18 protein-coding genes, 2 tRNA genes, 1 rRNA gene and 1 other annotated feature (1 of these 22 running past the window's edge) are annotated in these 24,023 nt (G+C 51.2%); of the genes, 13 read left to right on the plus strand and 8 right to left on the minus strand.

All coding sequences use genetic code 11. From position 1 onward, the window contains the following. The first annotated feature begins 10 nt into the window (after positions 1–10). The 6 genes from dnaE to BV494_RS21390 all read left to right on the plus strand — a co-directional run bounded on the left by dnaE (position 11) and on the right by BV494_RS21390 (position 8,995). On the plus strand, positions 11–3,493 hold the full coding sequence (dnaE, locus tag BV494_RS21365) for a DNA polymerase III subunit alpha (RefSeq protein WP_104924635.1): 3,483 nt from the start codon (positions 11–13) through the stop codon (positions 3,491–3,493). A gap of 12 nt (positions 3,494–3,505) precedes the next feature. Continuing rightward, positions 3,506–4,465 (plus strand): acetyl-CoA carboxylase carboxyl transferase subunit alpha, encoded by a 960-nt coding sequence (accA, locus tag BV494_RS21370; RefSeq protein ID WP_101079205.1) that lies wholly within the window; start codon positions 3,506–3,508, stop codon positions 4,463–4,465. Between the two features lie 190 nt (positions 4,466–4,655). Continuing rightward, positions 4,656–6,803: a lysine decarboxylase LdcC gene (locus BV494_RS21375; protein ID WP_104924636.1), complete on the plus strand. Its 2,148-nt coding sequence runs from the start codon at positions 4,656–4,658 to the stop codon at positions 6,801–6,803. 86 nt (positions 6,804–6,889) lie between these two features. Further along, complete coding sequence (locus BV494_RS21380) at positions 6,890–7,282, plus strand: VOC family protein (RefSeq protein WP_104924637.1); 393 nt, start codon at positions 6,890–6,892, stop codon at positions 7,280–7,282. Between the two features lie 4 nt (positions 7,283–7,286). After that, on the plus strand, positions 7,287–8,633 hold the full coding sequence (gene tilS / locus BV494_RS21385; RefSeq protein ID WP_104924638.1) for a tRNA lysidine(34) synthetase TilS: 1,347 nt from the start codon (positions 7,287–7,289) through the stop codon (positions 8,631–8,633). A gap of 44 nt (positions 8,634–8,677) precedes the next feature. Then, positions 8,678–8,995 carry a c-type cytochrome gene (locus BV494_RS21390; RefSeq protein WP_104924639.1) on the plus strand — a complete coding sequence of 106 codons (318 nt, stop codon included), beginning with the start codon at positions 8,678–8,680 and terminating at the stop codon, positions 8,993–8,995. A gap of 69 nt (positions 8,996–9,064) precedes the next feature. Here the strand turns inward: BV494_RS21390 and rof are convergent, their stop codons facing one another. Beyond that, complete coding sequence (gene rof / locus BV494_RS21395) at positions 9,065–9,325, minus strand: Rho-binding antiterminator (protein ID WP_101079200.1); 261 nt, start codon at positions 9,323–9,325, stop codon at positions 9,065–9,067. Next, positions 9,312–9,512 carry a YaeP family protein gene (locus tag BV494_RS21400; RefSeq protein WP_015696108.1) on the minus strand — a complete coding sequence of 67 codons (201 nt, stop codon included), beginning with the start codon at positions 9,510–9,512 and terminating at the stop codon, positions 9,312–9,314. The genes rof and BV494_RS21400 overlap by 14 nt, the downstream gene beginning before the upstream one ends. Before the next feature lie 215 nt (positions 9,513–9,727). On the opposite strand from BV494_RS21400, the gene BV494_RS21405 reads away from it, so the two are divergent. From BV494_RS21405 to nlpE, 3 genes are read left to right on the plus strand one after another with little or no spacing between them, the layout of a single operon-like run. After that, positions 9,728–10,288: a YaeQ family protein gene (locus BV494_RS21405; protein WP_104924640.1), complete on the plus strand. Its 561-nt coding sequence runs from the start codon at positions 9,728–9,730 to the stop codon at positions 10,286–10,288. Continuing rightward, positions 10,255–10,710: an alternative ribosome rescue aminoacyl-tRNA hydrolase ArfB gene (gene arfB / locus BV494_RS21410; RefSeq protein WP_439958369.1), complete on the plus strand. Its 456-nt coding sequence runs from the start codon at positions 10,255–10,257 to the stop codon at positions 10,708–10,710. The genes BV494_RS21405 and arfB overlap by 34 nt, the downstream gene beginning before the upstream one ends. Positions 10,711–10,768: 58 nt before the next feature. Next, positions 10,769–11,446, plus strand: a complete 678-nt coding sequence (gene nlpE / locus BV494_RS21415) for an envelope stress response activation lipoprotein NlpE (RefSeq protein ID WP_104924642.1) — start codon at positions 10,769–10,771, stop codon at positions 11,444–11,446. 83 nt (positions 11,447–11,529) lie between these two features. On the opposite strand, the gene proS is transcribed toward nlpE, so the two are convergent. The 6 genes from proS to metN all read right to left on the minus strand — a co-directional run bounded on the left by proS (position 11,530) and on the right by metN (position 17,205). After that, positions 11,530–13,248 (minus strand): proline--tRNA ligase, encoded by a 1,719-nt coding sequence (proS, locus tag BV494_RS21420; protein ID WP_104924643.1) that lies wholly within the window; start codon positions 13,246–13,248, stop codon positions 11,530–11,532. Positions 13,249–13,366: 118 nt separating this feature from the next. After that, entirely contained in the window at positions 13,367–14,074 is a 708-nt protein-coding gene (gene tsaA / locus BV494_RS21425) for a tRNA (N6-threonylcarbamoyladenosine(37)-N6)-methyltransferase TrmO (protein ID WP_104924644.1), read from the minus strand. Continuing rightward, positions 14,071–14,478 (minus strand): envelope stress sensor lipoprotein RcsF, encoded by a 408-nt coding sequence (gene rcsF, locus BV494_RS21430; protein ID WP_104924645.1) that lies wholly within the window; start codon positions 14,476–14,478, stop codon positions 14,071–14,073. Before rcsF ends, tsaA begins: the two co-directional genes overlap by 4 nt. Positions 14,479–14,648: 170 nt before the next feature. Then, positions 14,649–15,464, minus strand: a complete 816-nt coding sequence (locus BV494_RS21435; RefSeq protein ID WP_104924646.1) for a MetQ/NlpA family lipoprotein — start codon at positions 15,462–15,464, stop codon at positions 14,649–14,651. Between the two features lie 63 nt (positions 15,465–15,527). Next, complete coding sequence (locus tag BV494_RS21440; protein ID WP_104924647.1) at positions 15,528–16,181, minus strand: methionine ABC transporter permease MetI; 654 nt, start codon at positions 16,179–16,181, stop codon at positions 15,528–15,530. Next, positions 16,174–17,205, minus strand: coding sequence for a methionine ABC transporter ATP-binding protein MetN (gene metN / locus BV494_RS21445; protein WP_104924648.1), 1,032 nt, complete (start codon positions 17,203–17,205; stop codon positions 16,174–16,176). Before metN ends, BV494_RS21440 begins: the two co-directional genes overlap by 8 nt. A gap of 180 nt (positions 17,206–17,385) precedes the next feature. Between metN and gmhB the strand changes: the two genes are divergently transcribed. The 4 genes from gmhB (at position 17,386) to BV494_RS21465 (ending at position 20,263) form a co-directional block, all read left to right on the plus strand. After that, entirely contained in the window at positions 17,386–17,952 is a 567-nt protein-coding gene (gene gmhB / locus BV494_RS21450; protein WP_104924649.1) for a D-glycero-beta-D-manno-heptose 1,7-bisphosphate 7-phosphatase, read from the plus strand. A gap of 409 nt (positions 17,953–18,361) precedes the next feature. Beyond that, positions 18,362–19,904, plus strand: a 16S ribosomal RNA gene (locus BV494_RS21455). Between the two features lie 71 nt (positions 19,905–19,975). Next, positions 19,976–20,052: transfer RNA gene (locus tag BV494_RS21460), tRNA-Ile, on the plus strand. Between the two features lie 135 nt (positions 20,053–20,187). Further along, positions 20,188–20,263, plus strand: a tRNA-Ala gene (locus BV494_RS21465). Positions 20,264–20,479: 216 nt separating this feature from the next. Further along, positions 20,480–24,023, plus strand: a sequence feature (most likely nonfunctional fraction of RNA operon); it runs 502 nt beyond the window's last position.

Here is a 24,023-nt window from a genome sequence, read left to right on the forward strand (position 1 = left end):
GACTCTGGATATGGCCGAACCTCGTTTTATTCATCTGCGCGTACACAGCGACTATTCCATGGTGGATGGCCTCGCAAAAGTGGGTCCGCTGGTGAAATGCGCAGCGTCACTCGGCATGCCTGCTCTGGCGATCACCGACTTTACCAACCTCTGCGGGCTGGTGAAATTCTACGGTGCGGCTCACGGTGCGGGCGTTAAGCCGATTATCGGCGCAGACCTGAATGTACAAAGTGAAATCCTCGGCGATGAACTCGCGCAACTGACCGTTCTGGCGATGAACAATCAGGGTTATCAGAACCTGACCCTGCTCATTTCCCGTGCTTATCAGCGCGGCTATGGCGCGGCTGGCCCGATTGTTGACCGTGAGTGGCTGGCTGAGCTGAACGAAGGGCTGATCCTGCTTTCCGGCGCGAAAATGGGTGATGTCGGCAAGTTCATGATCCGCGGGAATGATCTGCAGGTTGAGCAATGCCTGGAGTTCTATCAGCAATATTTCCCCGATCGCTATTATCTTGAACTGATCCGCACCGGCCGCGCAGAGGAAGAAAACTACCTGCATGCCGCCGTGGCGCTGGCGACGGAGCGCGGTTTGCCTGTCGTGGCCACCAACGACGTGCGTTTCATGGTGCCGACTGACTTTGACGCCCATGAAATTCGTGTTGCGATCCACGATGGTTTTACACTTGATGATCCTAAACGTCCGCGAAACTACACCGCGCAGCAGTACATGCGCAGTGAAGATGAAATGTGCGAACTGTTTGAAGACATCCCGGAAGCATTGCAAAACAGCGTGGAAATTGCCAAGCGCTGCAACGTTACGATTCGCCTTGGCGAATATTTCCTGCCGCAATTCCCCACGGGTGAAATGACCACGGCAGATTTCCTGGTCGAAAAATCAAAAATCGGGCTGGAAGAGCGCCTCCAGTCATTGTTCCCAGACCCTGAAGTCCGCGTACAACGCCGCCCTGAATATGACGAACGTCTGGATATCGAACTGAAAGTGATCAACCAGATGGGATTCCCGGGTTACTTCCTGATCGTTATGGAATTCATCCAGTGGTCGAAAGATAACAGCGTGCCGGTCGGGCCGGGACGTGGTTCCGGTGCAGGTTCACTGGTGGCTTATGCCCTTAAAATCACCGATCTGGATCCGCTTGAATTCGATCTCCTGTTTGAACGTTTCCTTAACCCTGAACGTGTTTCCATGCCTGACTTTGACGTCGATTTCTGTATGGAAAAACGCGACAGGGTCATCGATCATGTCGCAGAAATGTACGGTCGTGAAGCGGTTTCGCAGATCATTACCTTCGGTACGATGGCGGCGAAAGCGGTTATCCGTGACGTTGGCCGCGTGCTGGGACACCCTTACGGTTTTGTCGATCGTATTTCGAAATTAGTCCCGCCGGATCCGGGTATGACGCTGGAAAAAGCGTTTGCTGCTGAACCGCAGTTGCCAGAGATTTATGAAGCGGATGAAGAAGTTAAGTCGCTGATTGATATGGCACGCCAGCTCGAAGGCGTCACTCGAAATGCCGGTAAGCACGCCGGTGGTGTGGTCATCGCGCCGACGAAAATTACCGACTTTGCGCCGCTCTATTGCGATGCGGAAGGTAATCATCCGGTCACACAGTTCGACAAAAACGACGTGGAATATGCGGGGCTGGTTAAGTTCGACTTCCTGGGTCTGCGTACGCTGACGATCATCGACTGGGCGCTGGCGATGATCAATGCCCGCCGGGCGAAATCCGGTGAGGCGCCGCTGGATATCGCAGCGATCCCGCTTAATGACAAGAAAAGTTTCGACATGCTGCAACGCTCGGAAACCACAGCAGTTTTCCAGCTTGAATCCCGCGGCATGAAAGATCTGATTAAACGCCTCAAGCCCGACAGCTTCGAAGATATGATCGCACTGGTGGCGCTGTTCCGCCCAGGTCCATTGCAGTCGGGGATGGTGGATAACTTCATCGACCGTAAACACGGACGTGAAGAAATTTCTTACCCTGATATTCAGTGGCAGCATGAGTCCCTGAAACCGGTACTGGAGCCGACCTATGGCATCATCCTGTACCAGGAACAGGTCATGCAGATTGCGCAGGTTCTGGCGGGTTACTCGCTGGGCGGCGCAGATATGTTACGTCGCGCAATGGGTAAGAAGAACCCGGTCGAAATGGCTAAGCAGCGCGGCGGCTTCGAAGATGGCGCAAAATCACGCGGCGTCGACGGCGAACTGGCGATTAAGATCTTTGACCTGGTAGAGAAATTTGCCGGTTATGGCTTTAACAAATCTCACTCCGCCGCCTACGCTTTGGTGTCGTACCAGACGTTGTGGTTGAAAGCGCACTATCCGGCCGAATTTATGGCGGCGGTAATGACCGCTGATATGGATAACACCGAGAAAGTGGTCGGGCTGGTGGATGAATGCTGGCGTATGGGCCTGAAAATCCTGCCGCCGGACATCAACAGCGGGCTGTATCACTTCCACGTCAACGACGAAGGTGAAATCGTTTACGGCATTGGGGCGATCAAAGGTGTGGGTGAAGGCCCGATTGAAGCGATTATTGAAGCGCGTAATGAAGGCGGCTATTTCAAAGAGCTGTTTGATTTGTGCGCGCGGGCCGACGTCAAAAAACTGAACAAACGCATCCTCGAAAAACTGATTATGTCCGGGGCTTTTGACCGGCTTGGGCCACACCGTGCCGCGCTGATGAGCTCACTCAGTGACGCGCTGAAAGCCGCCGATCAGCACGCGAAAGCCGAAGCGATTGGTCAGGTCGATATGTTTGGTGTTCTGGCCGAAGCGCCTGAACAGGTTGAGAAATCTTACGCAAACGTGATGCCGTGGCCGGAACAAACGGTGCTCGACGGCGAGCGGGAAACGCTCGGCTTGTATCTGACCGGGCATCCGATCACGCAGTATCTGAAAGAAATTGAACGTTATGGCGGCGGCCAGCGTTTGAAAGATATGCACCCGACGGATCGGGGCAAAATGGCTGTCGCTGTGGGGCTGGTTCTCGCCGCACGGGTCATGGTCACCAAACGCGGTAACCGCATTGGGATCTGTACGCTTGATGACCGTTCCGGTCGTCTTGAAGTGATGTTGTTCACCGAAGCGCTGGAAAAATTCCAGCATTTATTGGAAAAAGACCGTATCCTTATCGCCACAGGACAGGTCAGCTTTGATGACTTCAGTGGCGGGCTTAAAATGATGGCCCGCGATGTAATGGACATCAGTGAAGCACGGGAAAAATATGCTCGCGGTCTTGCTATCTCGCTGACTGACAGGCAAATTGATGACCAGCTTTTGAACCGTCTCCGCCAATCGTTGGAACCTCACCGATCGGGGACGATACCAGTGCATCTGTATTACCAACGAGAAAATGCAAGAGCCCGGCTGCGATTCGGGGCGTCATGGCGTGTAACGCCAACAGACAAACTGTTGCTGGATTTGCGAGGCCTGGTCGGTAGTGAGCAGGTGGAACTGGAATTTGACTAAAATAGGAATGCTATGAGTCTGAATTTTCTTGATTTTGAACAGCCGATTGCGGAACTGGAAGCGAAAATTGACTCGCTGACTGCAGTCAGCCGTCAAGACGAAAAATTAGATATTAATCTGGACGAAGAAGTTGCACGCTTGCGCGAGAAAAGCGTTGAACTGACCCGTAAGATTTTCTCTGATCTGGGCGCCTGGCAGATTGCCCAACTGGCGCGCCATCCTCGTCGCCCTTATACCCTGGACTACATCAAACATATCTTCACCGATTTTGATGAACTGGCCGGTGATCGTGCATTCGCAGACGATAAAGCTATCGTTGGCGGGATTGCTCGTCTGGGCGAACGTGCTGTGATGATCATTGGTCATCAAAAAGGCCGTGAAACCAAAGAGAAAATCCGCCGTAACTTCGGTATGCCTGCACCGGAAGGTTATCGCAAAGCGTTACGCCTGATGGAAATGGCCGAACGTTTTAAACTGCCAATCATCACCTTCATCGACACTCCGGGTGCATACCCTGGTGTGGGTGCAGAAGAGCGTGGTCAGTCTGAAGCTATCGCCCGTAACCTGCGCGAAATGTCGCGCCTGAACGTACCGGTTATCTGCACCGTCATCGGTGAAGGGGGTTCCGGTGGCGCTCTGGCAATCGGCGTGGGTGACAAAGTTAACATGCTGCAATACAGCACCTACTCGGTAATTTCACCGGAAGGCTGTGCGTCGATTCTGTGGAAAAGTGCAGATAAAGCCCCTCTGGCAGCAGAAGCAATGGGTATCGTTGCACCGCGTCTGAAAGAGCTGAAACTGATCGACTCCGTGATCCCTGAACCTCTGGGGGGCGCTCATCGTAACGTTGAAGCAATGGCCGCTTCGCTGCGCGCTCAACTGGAAGCTGACCTCAGCGATCTGGATGTGCTGAGCACTGAAGAGCTGCGTAACCGTCGTTATCAGCGTCTGATGACTTACGGCTACTGCTGATTCAGCAATGTATTGCGAAAAGGCTATGCTCCGGCATAGCCTTTTTTATTGTCCGTTTTTTTCCTCTCAGATTTTCCTGCATTCTTAAATATCCCACATTTGCTCGAAACTCAGCGGTAAAGGGTACACAGCATTCACTAACCGTGTTTCTATAAATGCCTGAGAGACATATAACAGAAGGATTTGTCAGATGAATATTATCGCTATCATGCGCCCGGAAGGGGCTTACTACAAAGAAGAGCCAATCCGCGAACTGGATAGCGCCCTGACGCTTCTCGGATTCCAGATTATTTACCCGCGTGATCGCGCTGACTTACTGAAACTCATCGAAAATAATGCCCGTATCTGCGGGGCGATTTTTGACTGGGACCAGCACAGCGAAGAGCTGTGTACTGAAATCAATGAACTGAATGAATACCTGCCGCTTTATGCATTTATCAATACACATTCCACGCTGGACGTTGATGTCAACGAAATGCGCATGGTGCTGTATTTCTTCGAGTATGCACTCGCGGCTGCCGATGATATTGCTAAGCGCATTCGCCAGTACACCGACGAATATATCGATACGATCACGCCGCCACTGACCAAAGCGCTTTTTACCTACGTGGAAGAGGGGAAATATACCTTCTGTACTCCGGGCCACATGGCGGGGACGGCGTTTTTAAAAAGCCCGGTCGGAACGCTGTTTTATGATTTCTTCGGGGCAAAAACCCTGAAAGCGGATGTGTCGATTTCGGTGACCGAACTCGGTTCTCTGCTTGATCACACTGGCCCGCATTTAGAGGCGGAAGAATATATCGCGCGGACGTTTGGGGCCGAGCAAAGCTATATCGTCACTAACGGCACTTCCACGGCAAACAAAATTGTTGGGATGTATGCCGCGCCTGCGGGCAGCACTGTGCTGATTGACCGAAACTGCCACAAATCCCTGACGCATCTGATGATGATGACCAACATTGTGCCACTGTATTTGCGTCCGAACCGCAATGCCTACGGCATTCTGGGCGGGATCCCGCAACGGGAATTCACGCGTGAAAGCATCGAAGAGAAGATCGCGCAAACTGAAAATGCGACCTGGCCTGTGCATGCGGTGATCACCAATTCCACCTACGATGGCCTGCTTTACAACACGGATTACATTAAAAGCACGCTGGATGTGCCGTCGATTCACTTTGATTCCGCGTGGGTGCCTTACACCAACTTCCATCCAATTTATGATGGCAAAAGCGGCATGAGCGGCGAGCGGGTTCCCGGCAAAGTGATTTATGAAACGCAGTCGACGCACAAATTGCTGGCCGCATTCTCACAGGCTTCGATGATTCACATTAAAGGTGACTACAACGAAAGCACCTTTAATGAAGCTTACATGATGCATACCACCACATCGCCAAATTACGGCATTGTGGCATCTGCAGAAACTGCGGCAGCTATGCTGCGCGGAAATCCCGGACGACGGTTGATCAACCGTTCTGTGGAACGCGCGCTGCATTTTCGCAAAGAGATTCAAAGGCTGCGTGAGGAAACTGATGGCTGGTTCTTTGATATCTGGCAACCTGAACATATTGATGAAGCCGAGTGCTGGCCGCTGAATCCGGATCAGAACTGGCATGGTTTTGCTGATGCGGATACCGACCATATGTATCTGGATCCGATCAAAGTGACGATCCTGACGCCTGGCATGAATGAATCAGGCAAACTCGAAGACGAGGGGATCCCGGCGGCGCTGGTGGCGAAATTCCTTGATGAGCGTGGCGTGGTAGTGGAGAAAACAGGCCCGTACAACCTGCTTTTCCTGTTCAGTATTGGTATTGATAAAACCAAATCGATGAGCCTGATGCGGGGGCTGACCGATTTTAAACGCAGTTACGATCTGAATCTTCGGGTCAAAAATATGCTTCCGGATCTCTATGCGGAAGATCCGGATTTCTACCGCAATATGCGTATTCAGGATCTGGCTCAGGGGATCCACAAACTGATTGTCCGCCACGATCTTCCGCGTCTGATGATCGAGGCTTTTGATGTGTTGCCGGAAATGAAAATGACGCCGTATGAAATGTTCCAGCATCAGGTGCGCGGGCATATCGATGAGTGTGACATTGACGAGCTGATTGGAAAAGTGTCCGCCAATATGATTTTGCCGTATCCACCGGGTGTTCCCGTGGTGATGCCCGGTGAGATGATTACTGAAGAGAGCCGCGCCGTTCTCGATTTTCTGATCATGCTGTGTTCTATCGGTGAGCGTTATCCGGGATTTGAAACGGATATTCATGGAACCCGTCTCACAGAAGACGGGCGTTACCTGGTAAAAGTTTTAAAACTCCCGGAAGCGGGTTAACAAACCGCCCTCTTCGTGAGGGCTTTTTATTGACGTCTGCAAACACCCTGAGTAACGTGCACAGCAGGAAATAACAGGAAATCCTCATGCTTAAACTTCGCCAGATTCATCACATCGCGGTCATTGGATCTGACTATCAGACCAGCAAACATTTCTATTGCGATATTCTTGGCTTTACGCTAATTGGTGAATTTTACCGTGAAGAACGCGACTCCTGGAAAGCCGATCTGGCATTGAACGGCCAGTACACCATTGAGCTGTTTAGTTTCCCGAATCCTCCTGTGCGGTCAAGCCGGCCTGAATCCTGTGGCTTACGCCATCTGGCATTCAGCGTCGAAGATATCGGACAGTCCATCAGTGCGCTGAATGAAGCGGGTGTAATTTGCGAACCGGTGAGAACCGATCCTTATACCGGCAAGCCGTTTACTTTTTTCACCGATCCCGACGGCCTGCCGTTAGAGCTTTACGAATCCCGGTAATCTCATGAATCCTCATCCGTCGGCACTCCTTCTGGCACAGCACCTGCGCAATAAAATCGGTCATGCGCGAAAACTTTGCGTGGCGTTCAGTGGTGGTCTGGATTCTACCGTTTTGCTTGCCGGTCTTACGCAGTTGCGGGACAGCCAGATCACGGACATACAGTTACGTGCGCTGCATGTGCATCACGGATTAAGCCAGTTTGCGGATAACTGGGCGACGCATTGCCATGATTTTTGCCAGCAACGGAATATCGGTTTTTCCGTTATAAAGGTTCAGGTCAACGCCCAAGATGGCGGGATTGAAGCGGCGGCCAGAGCCGCGCGTTATCAGGCTTTTTCAGCGCAACTGCAAGACGGCGAAGTATTACTGACAGCGCAACATCTTAACGACCAGTGTGAAACGTTTTTGCTGGCGCTTAAACGCGGCAGTGGCCCTGCGGGTTTATCTGCAATGAGTGCGGACAGTTCAGGGCTGGGTTATCGCCTTTTGCGGCCGTTGCTCGATCTCAGTCGGGATCAGCTGGAAGAGTACGCAGATCAACACCAGTTGACGTGGATCGACGATGACAGTAATCAGGATGCTCGCTTTGATCGTAATTTCCTGCGGCTCGATATTCTCCCTTCGCTCTATGCGCGCTGGCCGCACTTTGCGCAATCGACCGCCCGCAGCGCTTCATTATGTGCGGAACAGGAAGCTCTTCTTGATGAACTGCTCGGTGAGTCCCTGATTGCGTTAACCGATGATCAGGGGAGCTTATCCGTTGAGGGGATAGAGAGTTTTTCGACAGCAAGACGTTCTGCCCTACTGCGCCGCTGGCTGGCTGGCCGGGGAGCAAAAATGCCTTCTCGTGAACAGCTTCAGAGAATTTGGTATGAAGTCGCGTTGAGCCGTGAAGATGCAAAAGCGCAGCTCCAGCTTGGGAGTTTTGTGGTGCGACGCTTTCGCCAGCGCCTGTATTTGTTACCCCAATACTCTTCCCTCAAAGATCAGGTCATCAGTTGGGATCCTGCTGAAAAGCTTTTGTTGCCGGACGCTCTGGGCGTTTTATCTGTTTATTCTGATCTGGCTGATGGCGGTGAAAACTTCATTATCCGTCAGCCGCGTGCCGGGGAAACGATCACCGTTCGCTTCCACGCTTCCGGGATGATCGAAAAGGTCGGGCGCGATCGTGCCCGTCAGGCGAAAAAGCTGTGGTCCGAGTTAGGTGTACCGCCCTGGCAACGGGATCGCATTCCGCTGGTTTATTACAATGAACAGCTTATTGCGGCGCCCGGTTGGTTTATCACCCGCCAGGCACTGGCTGAAAATAACGAAGGGCAATGGAGACTGGTGTGGTCGTTTGCTCAATAAAATTGAAAGTGGTTAATTTGGGGTACGTAATGCTGGGAGTTCTGATGCGTGCAATTGGAGGGGTATTGGCGTTGATGTTGGTGAGTTCAACGGCTCTGGCTCAGGGAAACAGCGCTAGTGGTCATTCTAAATCGGCAAGTTGTGCGGCTTGCCATGGCGCAAAGGGGCAAGCGGTTAATGCCATTTATCCTAATCTCGCCGGGCAAAATGAAGATTATCTGGCGCTGGCGTTGCGCGCTTATCAGAAAGGAGAACGCAGTGGTGGGCAGGCGGGCGTCATGCAGGCATTTACGTCGTCGTTGTCTGAGCAGGATATCAGTGATCTGGCGGCCTACTATGCCAGCCTGACCCCGCTTAAATAGGGCTGATGCAGAAATGCAAACGGGCAACCCTGAGATTGCCCGTTAAGTCATATTGACGGAGGTTATCGCTTACTCGGCGCTCACAACTACCGTGCCAATTTCCGGATGGCTAAAGCTTTCAATATGATCAAGCCGCAGATCGCGTTGTTCTCCGCTGGCCTCTACCACCAGATACTCCACTTTCTTGCGCATTAACAGATCTTTGGCTTTTGCCTCAACGACTTCTCCGCTACGCAGCTTCAGCGTCAAAACCAGGTGATGCTGGCAGGCGAGCTCGAGATTATCGTAGTCATCACAATTGATGGGTTGGTACTCATCATTCATCGACATAATCGCTCACCAATAAGTTAGCGGCGGCGTAGGCCGCCTGGTCCCTGACGGAAGACGGAAGCTCAGCATTCGCTGCCACTTCGTCCAATGCTTTCAATACACAACCCAACGCATCGGGCACATATCCGAGATCGCCGCTGGCGATTTCAGAATATTTACGACGTACCAACTCACAGTATTGTTGCATAAGTTCTCCCTAAAAAGCGTATCCCTCTGAGGAAAGCGCAGAAAGATAAACTCTCAGTATTAAACGACTATAGCACAGGAGAGTGTGAGTTATTAGCAGGCCTGTAAAGGTAAATCGTTTGCGTACAGCCTTTATTCAGAAGGTCATTCGGGTGAAAACTGGTTTAGGCAGGATGCTTTCAAGTACACTGTGCGTCTGATATCAAGAGGTTTCCCATGGCGCTAAAAGCAACAATTTATAAAGCAGCAATCAACATTGCTGATATGGATCGTAATTTCTTTCATGACGCCAACCTGACTTTGGCCCAGCATCCCTCAGAAACAGAACAACGAATGATGCTGCGTCTGCTGGCCTGGATTTATCATGCCGACGAACGCCTGACTTTTACCCGTGGATTAAGTGCGGAAGATGAACCCGAAATCTGGCGTAAAAACGATCATAACGGCATCGAATTATGGGTTGAATTAGGGTTGCCGGATGAGAAGCGACTGAAAAAGGCCTGCAATCAATCGCGTGAAGTCGTGCTTTACGCTTATGGTGAGCGGGCGGCGAAAGTCTGGTGGTCACAGATTGAAGGGAAAGTCAGAGGTTTTAACAACCTTCGCATCCGTTATTTAGAAGATGAACTCCTAACTCAGCTGACCGCTTTTGGCAGCCGTACCATGGATTTACAGGCAACGTTACAAGACGGAACTATTTGGCTTTCCGACGCTCAGAGTAATTTGGAAATTCATTTTTCTGAATGGAAAGAGTTTGCCGGAAAAGACGGAAGGTAATCAGTGTGCTAATCCTTTCCGGAAAGTTAGAAATCCCTGACAGCGAAATTGAATTAACGGCGATCCGCGCTCAGGGAAATGGTGGTCAAAACGTCAATAAAACATCAACGGCGATCCATTTACGCTTTGATATTAAAGCGTCGAGTTTGCCAGAATATTACAAAGAGCGGTTACTGGCATACAATCACCACTCTATTACTGCCGACGGTTGGGTCATCATCAAAGCCCAGGAATACCGGAGTCAGGAGCAGAACCGCGAAGCCGCTGTGGCCCGGCTGAGCACGTTGATTTCACAGGCGATGGTGGTGGAAAAACCTCGTCGGGCGACGAAGCCGACCAAAGGGTCCAAAATTCGCCGCGTAGAAAGTAAAGTGCGCAAAGGCGCGACAAAAGCATTACGGGGCAAAATTCGTCAGTCTTAAATCGTGTTGCAGGACAGTCTTTATCGCAGCACAGAGAAATAGCAGTAGGGGAGAAACTGTGAAAAAAATTATTATTACGGCAGTGCTGGCGCTTGTGGCTCTGTCACTGTTCGGCTGCCACACCGCTGCCTTGAATCATGAAAAACCGCTTCAGGCGATGCAGCAAAGTTACAGTGGTGTTCTGCCTTGTGCAGATTGCAGCGGCTTAAAAACCTCATTATTCCTGCAACAGGACGGGACTTATATCCTGCAGGAAGTGTATCAGGGCAGCAAAGAGGGCGATCAAAGTTTCGCCAGCTATGGCAGTTGGGCGCGTACTGCGGATAAGCTGGTGCTGACCGGCAGCCGTGGTGAGAAGCGCTATTTCCACCCGAAAGATGAAAATCTTGAAATGCTCGATCTGCGCGGTGAGCCGATCATTTCCTCGTTCAACTATACGCTGAAGCCTGTGCAGCAGAACTTGCCGAAAACGTCGATGGCACTGACCGGCATGATGCAATACAGTGCGGATGCGGCTACTTTCACAGATTGTGGAACAGGGAAAGTCTTCCCAATGTCCGCTAATAAAACGCTGGAAGCCGGATATCTTGCAGCGCGTAAAGCGCCGAACCAGTTAGTCTTCATCTCGATGGACGGTCACTTTATGACAGAACCGTCAATGGAAGAGGGGCAGATGCAGCGGACGGTCGTTGCAGATAAAAATATCAGCTTTGATGGCAATAAAGTTTGCCCTTAGGTTTTAGCTTTTATCGGATTGCACAAACAAAAATGCCCGCGCGATGCGGGCATTTTTATGGGCGAACGTTTGTCACTAAAACATTAACGCGGGATCTGGCTCAGCAGATACTCAACAATATCGCTTTGTTTGATCATTTGTTTTTCACCGCTGCGACGGTTTTTGTATTCCAGCTCTTCAGCATCCAGATTACGATCACCAATCACAACGTGATGTGGAACGCCGATCAGTTCCATGTCTGCGAACATGACGCCCGGACGCTCTTTACGATCGTCGAGGATCACATCGATACCGTGTGAACGCAGTTCTTTGTACAACGCTTCCGCCGCATCTTTCACGCGGAAAGATTTGTGCATGTTCATTGGCAGAATCGCGACCTGGAACGGAGCAATAGCGTCCGGCCAGATAATTCCACGGTCATCGTGGTTCTGTTCGATAGCCGCAGCGACCACGCGGGTCACCCCGATACCGTAACAACCCATGGTCATGACCTGATTACGGCCATCTTCGCCCTGAACTGTTGCATTCATCGCTTCTGAGTATTTAGTACCCAGCTGGAAGATGTGGCCAACTTCGATACCGCGTTTGATAACCAGTGTACCCTGACCGTCCGGGCTTGGATCGCCGGCAACCACGTTACGAATATCTGCGACTTCTGGTAGCGCAACATCGCGATCCCAGTTAATGCCAAAGTAATGCTTACCGTCGATGTTTGCGCCGGCACTGAAATCGCTCATCGCGGCAACGGTGCGGTCAGCGACTACTGGCATTGGCAAATTAACCGGGCCGAGCGAACCCGGACCTGCTGCAACGATCTCACGGATTTCAGCTTCTGTTGCGAAAGTCAGTGGAGCGGAGACGTGTGGCAGTTTTTCAGCTTTGATTTCGTTCAGTTCATGATCGCCACGAACCAGCAGTGCAACCAGCTTATGGCCACTTTCCGCGGTCGCGTGCACCATCAGGGTTTTCACCGTTTTCTCAACTGGAACCTGGAACTGTTCTGTCAGTTCAGCAATCGTTTTTGCATCCGGCGTTTCCACCACATGCATTTCCTGCGTAGCCGCTGCGCGCGGTGCAGCCGGAGCCAGCGCTTCTGCGAATTCGATGTTTGCAGCGAAATCTGAAGAGTCAGAGAACACTACGTCATCTTCACCGCTTTGCGCCAGCACCTGGAATTCATGAGACGCACTGCCACCGATAGAACCGGTATCAGCCAACACAGCACGGAAATCCAGGCCCATACGGCTGAAAATTTGGCTGTAAGCCGCATACATCGCGTCGTAGGTTTCCTGAAGGGATTCCTGCGTCGTGTGGAACGAGTAGGCGTCTTTCATCAGGAATTCACGTGAACGCATCACACCAAAACGCGGGCGAACTTCGTCACGGAATTTGGTCTGAATCTGGAAGAAGTTCAGCGGCAGTTGCTTATAAGAGCTGACTTCGTTGCGGATCAGATCAGTGATGACTTCTTCATGAGTTGGACCCAGGACGAAAGGACGATCGCCACGGTCAACGAAACGCAACAGTTCCGGGCCGTATTGTTCCCAACGTCCACTCTCCTGCCACAGATCAGCGGGCTGAACCACGGGCATCGACATTTCAATGGCGTTCGCGTTGTTCATCTCTTCGCGTACGATGTTTTCAACTTTTTTGAGAACACGTAAACCGGTCGGCAGCCAGGTGTACAGGCCAGAGGCCAGTTTGCGGATCATACCTGCGCGGAGCATCAACTGGTGGCTGATGACTTCTGCGTCGGCTGGCGTCTCTTTGAGTGTAGAGAGCAGATATTGAGTAGTACGCATGATGTGTTGGTTCCGTTAGCACTGCAAATTGCAATCGGGCTGCCAGTGGCAGCCAAAACGTGAAAAGTGGCTTAGTTTACCAGCGAGTTGGTGTTGCCAAAAGAGACGCAGAGGAAATTTAGTCTTCGTCGAGGGACAATACCTGATTCAGCGAACCCACAACCCGCCAGCGGACATTAAATTCCAGCAGGCGAACGGCGTAATACCTTTCTGCAGATTCACCTTTGCGGTAAGCCGGACGTGGATCCTGCCCTAATACCTGTGTAATAAAACGGCGCAGATGCGGATATTTCCCCGCATGTTTTGCAAGTTGCAACTCTGCCAGAGGGAGAAACTCCACGGCCATATCGGCTTGCGGCGCGTGCTGGGCAAAACCGGCACGGGCTTCAGGATGGCTTTCCGCAAACGGCAGATACGGTTTGATATCAACAACAGGGGTGCCATCGACGAGGTCGAGACTGCCGAGTTGCAGAATCACACTCTGCCCCTGACAGTGAATGCCTTTCAGTTCAACCAGCGACATGCCCAGCGGATTGGGGCGAAAGGTTGAACGTGTGGCAAACACGCCGGTACGGACGTTGCCGCCAAGGCGCGGTGGACGTACCGTCGGGCGCCAACCTCCGTCCATCGTCTGATGAAAGATGAACATCACCCATAAATGGCTGAAATCTTCCAGCCCGCGTACGGCCTCGGGCTGGTTATAAGGGGCATGAAGATGTAATTCGCCGCCACCATCCTGAACTAAGCCCGGCTGGCGCGGAACAGCAAACTTCTCTTTATAGGGCGAATGAATAGTCCCTATTTGCTCAAAAGAAAATGAGGTCATTTAAACGTGACATTCAGGGCCGAACCCTGACAGATAGCCTGCTGGTGGCAACCCGGGACGCCACCGACGATCTCGCACTGATGCAGCAGCACCGCGTTTGCTTTCATATAAGAGGCGCGGGTGAGCATTCTTTTACGCGCGGTCGCAAGGCTTGGCGGCGTATCGTTTTGATCGCTCTGGCAAGATTCACCAGAAACTTCACCCAGATCGCGGAAAGGCGTTCCGACCAGAGCTTCTGCATCTTTATACAGTTTGACGGGGGCAGGGCGAACCGGAGCCGGTTTTGGTTTGACAGGTTTTGGCTCTGCTTTAACAACAGGTGCAGTGGTTGTTGGCTGTGTGTGTTGAGTCAGGGAACAACCCGCCAGCAAAAGTGCCGACAAACAGAGAGGTAAAGCACGCATGGTATGTCCTCTGCTTTTTTAATATGTTTACAGGAAAGAATGTGGCGTTATTGAACCAAGGTATTGAGGAAATAACAAGGCGGGCATAAGCCCGCCTTGAATTTATTTGTGAAAGGAATAATTGCGAGAGTAATTATCAGGATGAATATTGAGTTCCTGACATTCGCGAATTACCAGCCTTTCACCGCACCGCCGTTGAAGATCTTGTTCGCTGCAGCGTTAACTTCGTCAGACTGGTAGGCCTGAACAAATTTCTTCACGTTTTCAGCGTCTTTGTTGTCTTCACGCGCAACGATCAGGTTAACGTATGGAGATTCTTTATCTTCAACGAAGATGCCGTCTTTCTCTGGCGTCAGGTTAATCTGGCTGGCGTAAGTGGTGTTGATCACAGCCAGTGCGATTTTTGCGTCATCCAGTGAACGTGGCAGTTGTGGTGCTTCCAGCTCAACCAGCTTCAGGTTTTTAGGATTCTCAGTGACATCCAGAACAGTCGGCAGCAAGCCAACACCGTCTTTCAGTTTGATCAAACCTTGTTTTTGCAGCAGCAGTAATGAACGGCCCAGGTTAGTTGGGTCGTTTGGCAAGGCAACCTGATCGCCATCTTTCAGCTCATCGATAGATTTGATTTTTTTAGAGTAACCGGCGATTGGGTAGACGAAAGTGTTGCCGACCGGAACCAGTTTATAACCACGATCTTTAATCTGCTGATCAAGGTAAGGTTTGTGCTGGAAGGCGTTGACATCGATATCGCCTTTGCTCAGCGCTTCGTTTGGCAGCACGTAGTCGTTGAAAGTCACCAGCTCTACGTCAAGACCGTATTTTTCTTTAGCGACCTTCTGTGCAACTTCGGCAACCTGCTGTTCAGAACCGACAATAACGCCCACTTTAATATGGTTAGGATCCTGTTCTTTCGGCCCGCAACCAACTAAAGCCAGCGTTCCCAGAAGCGCGCCGACAACTGCAATGGATTTAAATTTATTAGACATGTCCTTTCCTCAATAAGCGGATAAAAATTATTCGCAGGGTTAGCTATTACAGCTGTTGTTTCATTATTTATGCGTGACTGCTTTTACGATGCGGTCGCCACAAAACTGAATTAAATACACCAAAACGACTAACAGGACTAATACCGTATTCATTACAGTTGCGTCATAACCGATGTAACCGTACTGATAACCGATTTGCCCTAATCCACCGGCACCGACAGCACCGCCCATAGCGGAATAACCCACCAGAGTGATCAGCGTGATAGTGGCTGCGTTGACCAGACCCGGCAAGGCTTCCGGCAACAAGATTTTACGGATGATTTGCATCGGTGTGGCGCCCATTGCGCGGGAGGCTTCCACCAGGCCGCTTGGGATTTCCAACAGCGCATTCTCAACCATACGTGCGATAAACGGCGCTGCGCCGACCGTCAGAGGAACGATTGCCGCCTGCAAACCGATAGATGTCCCGACGATCAGACGTGTGAACGGGATCATCCAGACCAGCAGGATAATAAAAGGTATTGAACGGAAGATGTTAACCAGCGCGGACATCACGCGATAAACGTTTTTGTTCTCTGCAATCTGACCCGGACGGGTGACATAAAGCAGCACGCCAAAAGGCAGGCCCAGAACAAAACCGAAGAAGCCTGAGGTCAGCGTCATGATGACAGTTTCCCAAATTCCTCGTCCCATTAACCACATCATTGGCTCAGACATAACCGAGTACCTCTACTTTTACCTGATTTTCATGCAGGAACTGAATTGCTGCCTGAGTGTTTTCTTCTGCGCCGTGCATTTCTGTCAGCATAATGCCGAACTTCACGCCGCCGGCATAATCCATCTGCGCACTGATAATATTGTTGTTTACGTCGAAACGACGCACGGCCTCAGAAAGCAGCGGTGCATCAACGGATTGGCCTGTAAATTCCAGACGTAATAAAGGCACCCGACCGGCTTCCGGTTCAGGGACCAGACGTACGGCGTAATCTTCCGGGATATCCAGATGCAGCGTTGACTGAATAAACTGTTGTGCCAGCGGGGTTTTAGGATGTGAGAACATCTCGCTCACTTTATCCTGCTCGATTAATTTGCCATCACTGATCACGGCAACCTGATCACAAATACGTTTAACGACGTCCATCTCGTGTGTGATCAACAGAATCGTTAAACCAAGACGGCGGTTAATGTCCTTAAGCAATTCAAGAATTGCGCGGGTAGTCGCCGGATCAAGTGCGCTGGTCGCTTCATCGCACAGCAAGATTTTAGGATTACTGGCCAGGGCGCGTGCAATCGCGACACGCTGTTTCTGCCCGCCGGAAAGATTGGCCGGATAGGCATCATGCTTATCTTCCAGACCCACAAGGCTGAGCAGCTCGGAAACACGTTTTTTGATTTCAGCAGAAGACTGGTTATCCAGCTCCAGCGGCAGTGAGACATTGCCAAAAACAGTACGTGACGACAGCAAATTAAAGTGCTGAAAAATCATACCAATCTGGCGACGTGCGCGGGTCAGCGCTTTTTCGGAGAAGGACATCAGGTCCTGACCATCGACCAGCACCTGGCCTTCGGTCGGACGTTCCAGCAAATTAACGCAGCGGATTAGCGTACTTTTCCCTGCGCCAGATGCGCCGATTACGCCATAAATTTGCCCGGCAGGGACGTGAAGACTCACGTCAGAGAGCGCGACGATCTGGCGCGAACCCTGCTGGAAAACCTTGGTGATGTTTAAAAGTTTAATCATATTATTTTTTATTCTGTCTTTTTGCCGTGACGTGGTGAAATTAACTCTGCGGGAGCACATTCCCGAAGCATGTCGTGGATGCTAAGGCGTCTAGACGTCTAAGTCAACCAGGTTAGCATTCTCACCCGCATTGAAAACATGCGATACTGACGCCATTAACCCGCCATCAGGAGCAAATTCGTGGCACAACCTGTTTCAGCAATCTTTCTTGACCGTGATGGGACTTTGAATGTCGATCATGGCTATGTACATCAAATCGATGATTTCCAGTTTATCGAGGGTGTTATTGATGCCTGCCTCAAACTTAAAGAGATGGGCTATTTATTGGTGTTAGTGACAAACCAGTCCGGTATCGCGCGCGGCAAGTTTACTGAAGAACAGTTTATGACGCTGACCGAGTGGATGGACTGGTCGCTCGCCGACAGAGGTGTCGATCTCGACGGTATCTATTTCTGTCCGCACCATCCTGAAGGCACCGTTAACGAGTTTACCCAGGTTTGCGATTGCCGTAAGCCTCTGCCGGGTATGTTTATGACGGCTAAAGAAGAGCTCAATATTGATATGGCTTCTTCTTATATGGTGGGCGATAAGCTGGAAGACATGCAGGCAGCGGCGGCGGCTGGCGTGGGAACGAAGATTTTAGTTCGTACAGGCAAGCCGGTGACTGCAGAAAGCGAAACTGCGGCAGATGCAGTCTTGGAAAGCCTTGCTGCTTTGCCTTCCTTTATAGCAAAAGGGCAGAAATAAGGTTCTTTGGATAAAAAAACGGCAAACGAAATAAAACTGCATTTATTCGCTTGCCATTCAAATCCAACTCCCTATAATGCCGCTCCATCGACAGGGAACAACGTGAACTACATCACGGAGTAACCAGGTCGGAAAGATTAAAAACAGCGGCAACCGGATGAAATAAACGGTTGACACTGAATGAGGAAAGCGTAGTATACGCCACCTCGAGTTAGCAAGCGAAAGCGCGTAACTCACTGCTCTTTAACAATTTATCAGACAATCTGTGTGGGCACTCACAAGACGATATCAGCCACCTCGGTGGCAAAAAATATCAAGTCTTAGAGTGACCAAGCAGTAATTCATTTAGTGAATTATTACGAAAGTAAACTTTGAGCACCGCTTAACTTGTTTAAGCAAATCGAACTTTTAATTGAAGAGTTTGATCATGGCTCAGATTGAACGCTGGCGGCAGGCCTAACACATGCAAGTCGAGCGGTAGCACAGGAGAGCTTGCTCTCTGGGTGACGAGCGGCGGACGGGTGAGTAATGTCTGGGAAACTGCCTGATGGAGGGGGATAACTACTGGAAACGGTAGCTAATACCGCATGATGTCGCAAGACCAAAGTGGGGGACCTTCGGGCCTCACGCCATCGGATGTGCCCAGATGGGATTAGCTAGTAGGTGAGGTAATGGCTCACCTAGGCGACGATCCCTAGCTGGTCTGAGAGGATGACCAGCCACACTGGAACTGAGACACGGTCCAGACTCCTACGGGAGGCAGCAGTGGGGAATATTGCACAATGGGCGCAAGCCTGATGCAGCCATGCCGCGTGTGTGAAGAAGGCCTTAGGGTTGTAAAGCACTTTCAGCGAGGAGGAAGGGCAGTGTGTTAATAGCACGCTGCATTGACGTTACTCGCAGAAGAAGCACCGGCTAACTCCGTGCCAGCAGCCGCGGTAATACGGAGGGTGCAAGCGTTAATCGGAATTACTGGGCGTAAAGCGCACGCAGGCGGTTTGTTAAGTCAGATGTGAAATCCCCGAGCTTAACTTGGGAACTGCATTTGAAACTGGCAAGCTAGAGTCTTGTAGAGGGGGGTAGAATTCCAGGTGTAGCGGTGAAATGCGTAGAGATCTGGAGGAATACCGGTGGCGAAGGCGGCCCCCTGGACAAAGACTGACGCTCAGGTGCGAAAGCGTGGGGAGCAAACAGGATTAGATACCCTGGTAGTCCACGCTGTAAACGATGTCGACTTGGAGGTTGTGCCCTTGAGGCGTGGCTTCCGGAGCTAACGCGTTAAGTCGACCGCCTGGGGAGTACGGCCGCAAGGTTAAAACTCAAATGAATTGACGGGGGCCCGCACAAGCGGTGGAGCATGTGGTTTAATTCGATGCAACGCGAAGAACCTTACCTACTCTTGACATCCAGAGAATTCGCTAGAGATAGCTTAGTGCCTTCGGGAACTCTGAGACAGGTGCTGCATGGCTGTCGTCAGCTCGTGTTGTGAAATGTTGGGTTAAGTCCCGCAACGAGCGCAACCCTTATCCTTTGTTGCCAGCACGTAATGGTGGGAACTCAAAGGAGACTGCCGGTGATAAACCGGAGGAAGGTGGGGATGACGTCAAGTCATCATGGCCCTTACGAGTAGGGCTACACACGTGCTACAATGGCATATACAAAGAGAAGCGAACTCGCGAGAGCAAGCGGACCTCATAAAGTATGTCGTAGTCCGGATTGGAGTCTGCAACTCGACTCCATGAAGTCGGAATCGCTAGTAATCGTAGATCAGAATGCTACGGTGAATACGTTCCCGGGCCTTGTACACACCGCCCGTCACACCATGGGAGTGGGTTGCAAAAGAAGTAGGTAGCTTAACCTTCGGGAGGGCGCTTACCACTTTGTGATTCATGACTGGGGTGAAGTCGTAACAAGGTAACCGTAGGGGAACCTGCGGTTGGATCACCTCCTTACCTCAAGATACGCATTGTGCAGTGTCCACACAGATTGTCTGATAGAAAGTAACGAGCAGAAATACCTTAATAGGCTTGTAGCTCAGGTGGTTAGAGCGCACCCCTGATAAGGGTGAGGTCGGTGGTTCAAGTCCACTCAGGCCTACCAATTCGTCCTCATGCCGCGTTGTCATCATATTCGTTTGCACAAGCAAACTTCATATGACTCCGCCTTGCCTGAGAACAAATTGGCTAACTCATCAGCTGATGTGTTAGTGATTAAGGTATCTGTAAGTGACTGTATGGGGCTATAGCTCAGCTGGGAGAGCGCCTGCCTTGCACGCAGGAGGTCAGCGGTTCGATCCCGCTTAGCTCCACCATTACCGTACAGCCTTTAAATAATACTTCAGAGTGTATTGGAAACAGTATGCTGCGAAGTATTTTGCTCTTTAACAATCTGGAACAAGCTGAAAAATTGAAAGTTTACAGCTGAACATCACTCTCCGTAGAAGTACTGAGTGGTGATTCTGTCTGTAACAGAGTCTCTCAAATAATCGCAGCGCGATGATGTCTTTTAAGACACCTTCGGGTTGTGAGGTTAAGCGACTAAGCGTACACGGTGGATGCCTAGGCAGTCAGAGGCGATGAAGGGCGTGCTAATCTGCGAAAAGCGTCGGTAAGGTGATATGAACCGCAATAACCGACGATACCCGAATGGGGAAACCCAGTGTGTTTCGACACATTATCATTACATGAATACATAGTGTAATGAGGCGAACCGGGGGAACTGAAACATCTAAGTACCCCGAGGAAAAGAAATCAACCGAGATTCCCCCAGTAGCGGCGAGCGAACGGGGAAGAGCCCAGAACCTGAATCAGGGTATGTGTTAGTGGAAGCGTCTGGAAAGTCGCACAGTATAGGGTGATAGTCCCGTACACAAAAATGCATACGTTGTGAGTTCGATGAGTAGGGCGGGACACGTGACATCCTGTCTGAATATGGGGGGACCATCCTCCAAGGCTAAATACTCCTGACTGACCGATAGTGAACCAGTACCGTGAGGGAAAGGCGAAAAGAACCCCGGCGAGGGGAGTGAAATAGAACCTGAAACCGTGTACGTACAAGCAGTGGGAGCCTACTTTGTTGGGTGACTGCGTACCTTTTGTATAATGGGTCAGCGACTTATATTTTGTAGCAAGGTTAACCGTATAGGGGAGCCGTAGGGAAACCGAGTCTTAACTGGGCGTCAAGTTGCAAGGTATAGACCCGAAACCCGGTGATCTAGCCATGGGCAGGTTGAAGGTTGGGTAACACTAACTGGAGGACCGAACCGACTAATGTTGAAAAATTAGCGGATGACTTGTGGCTGGGGGTGAAAGGCCAATCAAACCGGGAGATAGCTGGTTCTCCCCGAAAGCTATTTTAGGTAGCGCCTCGTGAACTCATCTTCGGGGGTAGAGCACTGTTTCGACTAGGGGGCCATCCCGGCTTACCAACTCGATGCAAACTACGAATACCGAAGAATGTTATCACGGGAGACACACGGCGGGTGCTAACGTCCGTCGTGAAGAGGGAAACAACCCAGACCGCCAGCTAAGGTCCCAAAGTCATGGTTAAGTGGGAAACGATGTGGGAAGGCATAGACAGCCAGGATGTTGGCTTAGAAGCAGCCATCATTTAAAGAAAGCGTAATAGCTCACTGGTCGAGTCGGCCTGCGCGGAAGATGTAACGGGGCTAAACCATGCACCGAAGCTGCGGCAGCGACGCTTATGCGTTGTTGGGTAGGGGAGCGTTCTGTAAGCCGTCGAAGGTGGTCTGTGAGGGCTGCTGGAGGTATCAGAAGTGCGAATGCTGACATAAGTAACGATAATGCGGGTGAAAAACCCGCACGCCGGAAGACCAAGGGTTCCTGTCCAACGTTAATCGGGGCAGGGTGAGTCGACCCCTAAGGCGAGGCTGAAAAGCGTAGTCGATGGAAGCTGGTTAATATTCCAGCACTTGGTGTTACTGCGAAGGGGGGACGGAGAAGGCTAGGCTAGCCGGGCGACGGTTGTCCCGGTTCAAGCGTGTAGGGGGGAAGAGTTGGTAAATCCGCTTTTCTGTATAACCCTGAGGCGTGATAACGAGCCACTACGGTGGTGAAGTAGTTGATGCCATGCTTCCAGGAAAAGCCTCTAAGCTCCAGGTAACACGAAATCGTACCCCAAACCGACACAGGTGGTCAGGTAGAGAATACTCAGGCGCTTGAGAGAACTCGGGTGAAGGAACTAGGCAAAATGGTGCCGTAACTTCGGGAGAAGGCACGCTGGCGCGTAGGTGAAGGGACTTGCTCCCGGAGCTGAATCCAGTCGAAGATACCAGCTGGCTGCAACTGTTTAATAAAAACACAGCACTGTGCAAACACGAAAGTGGACGTATACGGTGTGACGCCTGCCCGGTGCCGGAAGGTTAATTGATGGGGTTAGCAGCAATGCGAAGCTCTTGATCGAAGCCCCGGTAAACGGCGGCCGTAACTATAACGGTCCTAAGGTAGCGAAATTCCTTGTCGGTAAGTTCCGACCTGCACGAATGGCGTAATGATGGCCAGGCTGTTCTCCATCTCCGAGACTCAGCTGAGTTCAATTTCACTGGTCTCGGGTGGAGACAGCCTGGCCATCATTACGCCATTCGTGCAGGTCGGAACTTACCCGACAAGGAATTTCGCTACCTTAGGACCGTTATAGTTACGGCCGCCGTTTACCGGGGCTTCGATCAAGAGCTTCGCATTGCTGCTAACCCCATCAATTAACCTTCCGGCACCGGGCAGGCGTCACACCGTATACGTCCACTTTCGTGTTTGCACAGTGCTGTGTTTTTATTAAACAGTTGCAGCCAGCTGGTATCTTCGACTGGATTCAGCTCCGGAGCAAGTCCCTTCACCTACGCGCCAGCGTGCCTTCTCCCGAAGTTACGGCACCATTTTGCCTAGTTCCTTCACCCGAGTTCTCTCAAGCGCCTGAGTATTCTCTACCTGACCACCTGTGTCGGTTTGGGGTACGATTTCGTGTTACCTGGAGCTTAGAGGCTTTTCCTGGAAGCATGGCATCAACTACTTCACCACCGTAGTGGCTCGTTATCACGCCTCAGGGTTATACAGAAAAGCGGATTTACCAACTCTTCCCCCCTACACGCTTGAACCGGGACAACCGTCGCCCGGCTAGCCTAGCCTTCTCCGTCCCCCCTTCGCAGTAACACCAAGTGCTGGAATATTAACCAGCTTCCCATCGACTACGCTTTTCAGCCTCGCCTTAGGGGTCGACTCACCCTGCCCCGATTAACGTTGGACAGGAACCCTTGGTCTTCCGGCGTGCGGGTTTTTCACCCGCATTATCGTTACTTATGTCAGCATTCGCACTTCTGATACCTCCAGCAGCCCTCACAGACCACCTTCGACGGCTTACAGAACGCTCCCCTACCCAACAACGCATAAGCGTCGCTGCCGCAGCTTCGGTGCATGGTTTAGCCCCGTTACATCTTCCGCGCAGGCCGACTCGACCAGTGAGCTATTACGCTTTCTTTAAATGATGGCTGCTTCTAAGCCAACATCCTGGCTGTCTATGCCTTCCCACATCGTTTCCCACTTAACCATGACTTTGGGACCTTAGCTGGCGGTCTGGGTTGTTTCCCTCTTCACGACGGACGTTAGCACCCGCCGTGTGTCTCCCGTGATAACATTCTTCGGTATTCGTAGTTTGCATCGAGTTGGTAAGCCGGGATGGCCCCCTAGTCGAAACAGTGCTCTACCCCCGAAGATGAGTTCACGAGGCGCTACCTAAATAGCTTTCGGGGAGAACCAGCTATCTCCCGGTTTGATTGGCCTTTCACCCCAGCCACAAGTCATCCGCTAATTTTTCAACATTAGTCGGTTCGGTCCTCCAGTTAGTGTTACCCAACCTTCAACCTGCCCATGGCTAGATCACCGGGTTTCGGGTCTATACCTTGCAACTTGACGCCCAGTTAAGACTCGGTTTCCCTACGGCTCCCCTATACGGTTAACCTTGCTACAAAATATAAGTCGCTGACCCATTATACAAAAGGTACGCAGTCACCCAACAAAGTAGGCTCCCACTGCTTGTACGTACACGGTTTCAGGTTCTAT

The sequence above is a fragment of the Rahnella sikkimica genome (assembly GCF_002951615.1).
Taxonomy (GTDB): Bacteria; Pseudomonadota; Gammaproteobacteria; order Enterobacterales; family Enterobacteriaceae; genus Rahnella; species Rahnella sikkimica.